We start from the raw sequence: 6499 nt of genomic DNA, 5'->3' as shown, positions 1-6499 counted from the left end.
CGTCAGGATTTTGTGATTTTCGATACATTTTTTCTTGCCGGATGCACGGGAATTTCCAATTTTACCTCTTTTTCGGGTTCTCGAAGCCACGTCAAGACTCCTCTAAGCCTTACGTCGTAAGCTTTTCACTTCTTTTCAGCAAGCCCTTCCTATTCCGGGTCGCCCAAGAAGGCGGACTTCCCAAAGACAAAGACGTTACAACGGTCGTCAACGCAGTTTTCGCCGCTCTGAAAGCTCGTTTGTCTGACAGCAGCATCGCCGTAATTACCGAAGCAATGCCCGGCGAAGTCAAACAAATGTGGAAATCTGCTTAAAACTTTGCATAAACCCCTCTACAACTAGATCTCACAACAGCAAAGCGACCCCGGTATTTTTGGCGATATCGGGGTTTTTTCAGTCAAGAGGGGAAAAGAGGACGAGGAAGTTATACGGAATCCGAATTTCAACGCTTCGACTCCGCTCGCTTCGACTCCGCTCGCTTCGACTCCGCTCGCTTCGACTCCGCTCGCTTCGACTCCGCTCGCTTCGACTCCGCTCAGCGTTGAGTCCTCGACTCCGCTCGGACTCAAATATTGGCTTTGCCCAACCCGACAAGTCCCTCTATTCCCCCAACCATCCCCCCAACCCCCCTTTGAAAGGGGGGCGAAGGGGGGATAGGGGGCTAAGGGAGGATGTGGTGAAGACTTCTTGAAACTTAGCCGATCGTAAAAGGATGGAGTATTACGCATCTACACCATTTGTAGTGTGGGCAATGCCAACCGACCTCTCCATTTAGTGTAATTTCGGTCGAACTGTGTAAGTTCTAAAAATTTTCGTTTTTCTTCTCCGGGCAAATCCGATCTTGGTCTATCGGCTTTCTAAGACTGCCTATATCGCACACTTTTAAAAAAAATTGACAATTTGCTATTTTTATGGTATATAAATCGCGTCGCGATCGCCCCCTCCCAAGATCGCGTCCCTGTCTACCTTGAGATCGATCGACTCCCCTATAATGAAAGCAATAATTCTTAATAAAATAATCGTTTAACACGAACCGTTCGAGAATTCCAACCCTTAACCAGAGTCAGGCCGTGAGTTACGACGTATCCTCCAAACCCGATCGCAACCCTCCCCAAACCGACATTTCCTCCGAAAACAACTTTCAACCCATCGATCGCGAACCGCAACCGCCGCGATTAGGCGGTTGGCGATCGATCCTCATCGGTGTCGGCGTGGGAATCGTCCTCGCCACAGTGGGCGGTCAGCTTCTCTCGGGGAAATCCTCCGACGCCCCCGCCGAAGCCCAGGAAACCGAGCGTGCCCCCACCCAAACCGTCACCATCGCCCCCGTCGCCGCCGAATCCGTCGCCCGAACCCGCCCTGCCACGGGAACCGTCCAAGCTTACGATTTGCTGCCGATTTTGCCCCAAATTACCGGATTGCAAATCGTAGACGTGCGGGTGGACGAAGGCGATCGCGTCGCCGCCGGAGAAGTCCTCGCCCTCCTCGACGATTCCGTATTGCAAGCCCAGTTAACTGGGGCGCTATCTCAAGTCGATTCAGCCACATCAGGAGTCGATCGCGCCGTGGCTGACATTACCCAAGCCGAATCGACGCGCCGCCAAGCTGAAGCCGATCTCGCCCAGGCGAAAACTGGCGTGTTGCAAGCCAAAAGCCGGGTTCTGCAAGCCGAAGCCAACCGCGATCGCGCCAAAGCCGCCATCGCCCAAGCCGAAGCCAACTTAGAACAAGCCCAACGGGAAGTCGATCGCTACAACCGTCTCGTCGCCCAAGGTGCCATCAGCCAACAGGAAGCGGAACTGCGTCAAACAGAGGTGCGAACGGCGCGAGAGGAGTACAACAAAGCGATCGAAGACTTGCAAGTGGCCGAAGCCGACATACAAAGTGCCAAAGCCGATGTCGCCAACGCCGAAGCCAACGTGCAAAGCGCCCAAGCCAGACTCGACAGTACGATCGCCGGAATCGACGCATCTCAAGCGGATGTCGGAAACGCCGAAGCGGGGGTGCAGAACAACCAGGCGACGGTTCGGGAATTACAAACCCGCATCGACCAAACCCGCGTTCTCGCACCGAAAGGCGGAATTATCGCCGAACGTAGCGCTCGCGTGGGAGATGTCACCAGTCCCTCCGGGCGGTTGTTTACCCTCATCGCCGACGGACAGCTAGAGTTGCAGTTGACCGTCCCCGAAACGCAACTTCCCTTAGTTCGTCCGGGTTCTCCCGTCACCATCACCTCAGACGCGGATTCTCGCATTAACTTGCGCGGACGAGTTCGAGAAATTTTACCGACGATCGACCCCCAAAGTCGCGAAGCCACCGTCGAAATCGACTTACCCGCCAGCGATTTACTGCGTCCGGGGATGTTCCTACAAGCGGAGATTACCACGAACACCGTCCAAGGTTTGACGATTCCCGCCCGCGCGATCGTCCCTCAACCCGACGCAAGCGCCCGCGTATTCCGCCTCAACCCCGATAACACCGTCACCGCGTTAACCGTGGAAGTGGGCGAAGTCCTCGGAAACAGCGAAAACCTCACCGAATCGCGAATCGAAATTCTCGGCGGTTTAAACGCAGGCGATCGCATCGTTGTCTCCGGCGCAGGCTACCTCAAAGACGGCGATTTGGTTTCAGTCGTCGATAGCGAACGATGATTTTCAGTCCGTAGGGTGCGTGACTTGAAAAATCGGGTGTAAATCCTGAAACCGATCGCTTTGTCACGCACCGCCAATGTACACCACCAACATACAAGGGTGCGTGACTTGAAAAATCGGGTGTAAATCCTGAAACCGATCGCTCGTCACGCACCGCCCCTGTAGCCGAAGTCAGGTCAATACTTCTCCCCCTCTCCCCCTCCAACCATGAGCCTTTCCACCTGGTCTGTCAAACGTCCCGTTCCCACCATCGTCCTCTTTCTCGTCCTCAGCCTCGTGGGGTTGATGTCGTTTTTCAGCCTCGGAATCGACGACACCCCCAATATCGACGTTCCTGTCGTACAGATTACCGTCACCCAACCGGGGGCGGGGCCTGCCGAACTCGAATCTCAGGTGACGCAGAAAGTCGAAGACACCGTTGCCGGATTGGGCAATATCGACGAGTTGCAATCGACCGTCAACGATGGACTTTCCATCACCACCATTACGTTCGACTTGGGAACGGATACCGATCGCGCCACCAACGACGTTCGCAACGCCGTTTCGCAAATTCGCCAGGATTTACCCCAAGACATCAACGAACCCATCGTGCAGCGGTTGGAGTTCGCCGGGGGATCGATTATGAGTTACGCGGTGCGATCGCCCCAACGATCGGTTGAAGAACTCAGTCAACTGGTCGATCGCGACATTAGCAGTGCGTTGTTACAAGTCTCTGGCGTGGCGCAGATCGATCGCACGGGAGGGGTCGATCGCGAAATTCGCATACAACTGAACCCCCAACGCCTCCAAGCATTAGGCATCACCGCCACCCAAGTCAACGACCAAATTCGCGCCTTCAACACCAACCTTTCCGGCGGGCGTTCTGAAGCTGGAGGTCAAGAAAAAAGCATCCGTACCCTGGGAAGTGCGCCCAGCGTCGAAGACTTACAACAGTATCGCATCGTTCTTCCCAGCGGCGGTTCCGTTCCCCTTTCCAGCTTGGGGGAAGTTCGCGACAGTTATGCCGATCCCCGACAACTGGCGAAATTCACCACCCGCGACGGTGAAGAAAACGTGGTGGCGTTTTCAGTGTTGCGAAGTACCGGAACCAGCTTAGTCTCCGTCGAAGAAGGAGTGCGTCAAGAGGTCGATCGCCTCACGTCCGGCATTTTACCCGACGACATCTCCATCGATCTCATTTTCACCCGCGCCAACGAAATTCGCGATTCCTACCAAGCCTCTGTCGATGCGTTGGTATTTGGCTGTCTCCTCACCACCATCACCGTCGGCTTCTTCCTGCGCGATTGGCGTGCGACCCTCATTACCGGGGTGGCGTTACCGCTTTCGATCGTCCCGACGTTCCTGGTGATGCAACTGTTGAACTATACCCTCAACGGCATGACCCTGTTGGCGTTGGCGTTAGCGGTGGGAAACCTCGTCGATGACGCAATTTGCATGATCGAGAACATCGACAGTCACCTTAAGATGGGCAAAAAGCCGTTTAACGCGGCGTTAGATGCCGCTAACGAAATCGGTTTAGCCGTCGTCGCCACCACTGCCACCATTGTCGCTGTATTTATGCCCGTAGCGTTTATGGGCGGGATTCCCGGTCAGTTTTTCCAACCATTTGGGGTGACGGTGGCGGTGTCCACCATGTTCTCGACGTTGGTGGCCACGACGATGACGCCCATGTTGTCGGCGTATCTCCTCAAACCCAAAGCTTCGGCGATTTGCCAACCGGACACGATGAACCCTTCGCCGAAACCGGGTCCCTATCGCCGCGTTCTCACCTGGGCGTTACGCAACCGCGTTACCACGTTAATTATTGCAGTGGTGTTCTTCATCGCCAGTTTGCAGTTAGTGCCGTACATTCCCAAAGGATTGTTTGTCGAAGGAGACCAAGGGATCAGTACGGTGAACGTGGAACTCCCACCGGGGGCGACGTTGCAGGAAACGGAGAGGGTGAGCGATCGCCTCACGAACGTTCTTCTCGAACATCCCGCCACGGAAAGCGTGTTTTTGAGTTTGGGTAGCGGCGGTTCGGAAAGTCGCGTCAACGAAGCCACGATTACGGCAATTTTAAAACCGAAGAGCGATCGTGAAGTCGACCAACAACAATATGAAGACCAGATTCGTCCCGGCTTCGTCGAGGTTCCCGGTGCGCGGATTAGCTTTCAGTCTGCGGGGGCAGGCGGCGGTAGTAAAGACCTTTCTATCGTCCTCAAAAGCGACAATCCCGAGGCGTTGATGCAAGCAGCGAACGACCTTGAAAGCCAAATGCGGGAGATTCCCGGTTTGGTGGAAGTGGCATCGAGTGCCAGTTTGGTGAAGCCGGAGATTTTGATTACTCCCGATGTGGAACGGGCGGCAGATTTGGGGGTTTCCGTGCAATCGATCGCCAGAACCGCAAATTTAGCCACTCTCGGGGACATCGAAGCCAACTTAGCCAAGTTCGACTTACCCGATCGTCAAATTCCGATTCGCGTGCAAATTGCCGAACCTTACCGCCACGATTTGGATACTTTGCGAACGTTAGAAATTCCCACTCAATCGGGGTCGTTGGTGCCGTTGTCGTCCGTAGCGCAAATTACGTTAGGTAGCGGTCCGGCACAGATCGATCGCTTCGATCGCTCGCGTCAGGTGGCGATCGAAGCCAACCTACAGGGCATTTCTCTCGGAGACGCCGTCGAAGCCGTGCAAGCCCTCCCCGCTATGAATCCCTTACCGCCTGGGGTATACCAACAGGCTTCGGGAGACGCCAAAATCATGATCGACGTATTCAGTCGGTTCTTAGGGGCGTTAGCGTTTGCGGTGTTGTGCATTTACGCCATTTTGGTGTTGTTATACAACAACTTCCTCTATCCTTTAACAATTCTGGTAGCGTTACCCCTGTCCATTGGTGGAGCGTTGTTAGGTTTATTAATCGCTCAAAAAGAGCTAGGATTGTTTGCTCTCATCGGCATCGTCTTGTTAATGGGATTGGTGACGAAAAACGCGATTCTCCTCGTCGATTGTGCCTTAGCCAACGAACAACAAGGTTTACCGCAATTCAAAGCTGTAGTTGAAGCGGGGGTGTCGCGATTGCGTCCGATTTTCATGACTGCCATTTCGACGATCGCGGGGATGTTACCCATTGCCTTGGAATGGGGTGCTGGCGGCGAGGTACGTTCCCCGATGGCGATTTCGGTGATTGGCGGATTTTCCACGTCTACGATGTTAACGCTGGTGGTGGTTCCGGTGTTGTTTACCTACATCGATAATTTCAACGGTTCGTTTCGAGAAACGCTTTCAGGTGGATTGAAACTCTTCCGTTTACCGAAGTTGTTGAGTCGATAGTTTGTCGCCGTCTTGTTTTCAGGTGGAGTCTGAAGAGGCTCTGCCTGACCTTTTTAGGTTATCGATCGATTGCAATGAACCATCAAGAAAACTGTAAAACTTCAGAGCATCGCGAAGTTTAATCCCACATTCCGCACTTCAAAATGTAGTATGTTCGTCTGATCTGTCAAAAATTTATGTAGAAAGCTTTATCAAGATCGCAAGTAAAAATACATACTACACAAGTTGTTGAAAATGAATTTCAGCAACGAAGGCTGTAATGTACTTTATTCGTTAAAAATCCTGTTGTAGTATGCTTGTGGTGCGGAAAGTGGGTTGTATCCGATGAATCTGAGAGGGTGACAACATAGCTAGACCCCCTGCCTCACAAGGGATAGAGCCTCTAGCCCTCGTTGAAAATGGAGAGATTTGTGAGGCTTCAACGCCATGAGCGCCAACATCCAATCTCTCCAGAGCAGCAGGGATTGACTCCAAGCATAACCGGATAATCCGAGGGAAAAAACACTATGATGAGGAAAACCTTGAGGGGTCAG

The 6499-nt window shown here is 53.4% G+C and carries 3 protein-coding genes and 1 pseudogene; 3 read left to right on the top strand and 1 reads right to left on the bottom strand.

Going from position 1 to position 6499, the window contains the following annotated elements; all coding sequences use genetic code 11:
- The 3 genes from GEI7105_RS30990 to GEI7105_RS0116760 form a co-directional block, all read left to right on the top strand.
- Positions 1–314, top strand: a 314-nt coding sequence (locus GEI7105_RS30990; protein WP_218959075.1) for a DUF2267 domain-containing protein, incomplete at its 5' end; no start/stop codon positions are given.
- 756 nt (positions 315–1070) lie between these two features.
- Entirely contained in the window at positions 1071–2651 is a 1581-nt protein-coding gene (locus GEI7105_RS30985) for an efflux RND transporter periplasmic adaptor subunit (RefSeq protein ID WP_017661588.1), read from the top strand.
- 207 nt (positions 2652–2858) lie between these two features.
- The gene (locus tag GEI7105_RS0116760; protein WP_017661587.1) at positions 2859–5966 is read left to right on the top strand and encodes an efflux RND transporter permease subunit; all 3108 of its coding nucleotides are present in this window, start codon (positions 2859–2861) and stop codon (positions 5964–5966) included.
- 350 nt (positions 5967–6316) lie between these two features.
- On the opposite strand, the pseudogene GEI7105_RS39505 reads toward GEI7105_RS0116760, so the two are convergent.
- Positions 6317–6499: pseudogene (locus tag GEI7105_RS39505) on the bottom strand (IS4 family transposase); the annotation flags it as partial.

Origin of the sequence: Baaleninema simplex PCC 7105, assembly GCF_000332355.1 — a bacterium.
GTDB lineage: Bacteria > Cyanobacteriota > Cyanobacteriia > Cyanobacteriales > Geitlerinemataceae > Baaleninema > Baaleninema simplex.
The sequence above is the reverse complement of the archived record's forward strand: the minus strand, read 5'-3'. Positions and strand labels throughout refer to the sequence as shown.

Coding starts and splice junctions, on each gene's coding strand:
- GEI7105_RS0116760 (WP_017661587.1), top strand. CDS start 2,859: ATGAGCCTTTCCACCTGGTCTGTCAAACGTCCCGTTCCCACCATCGTC.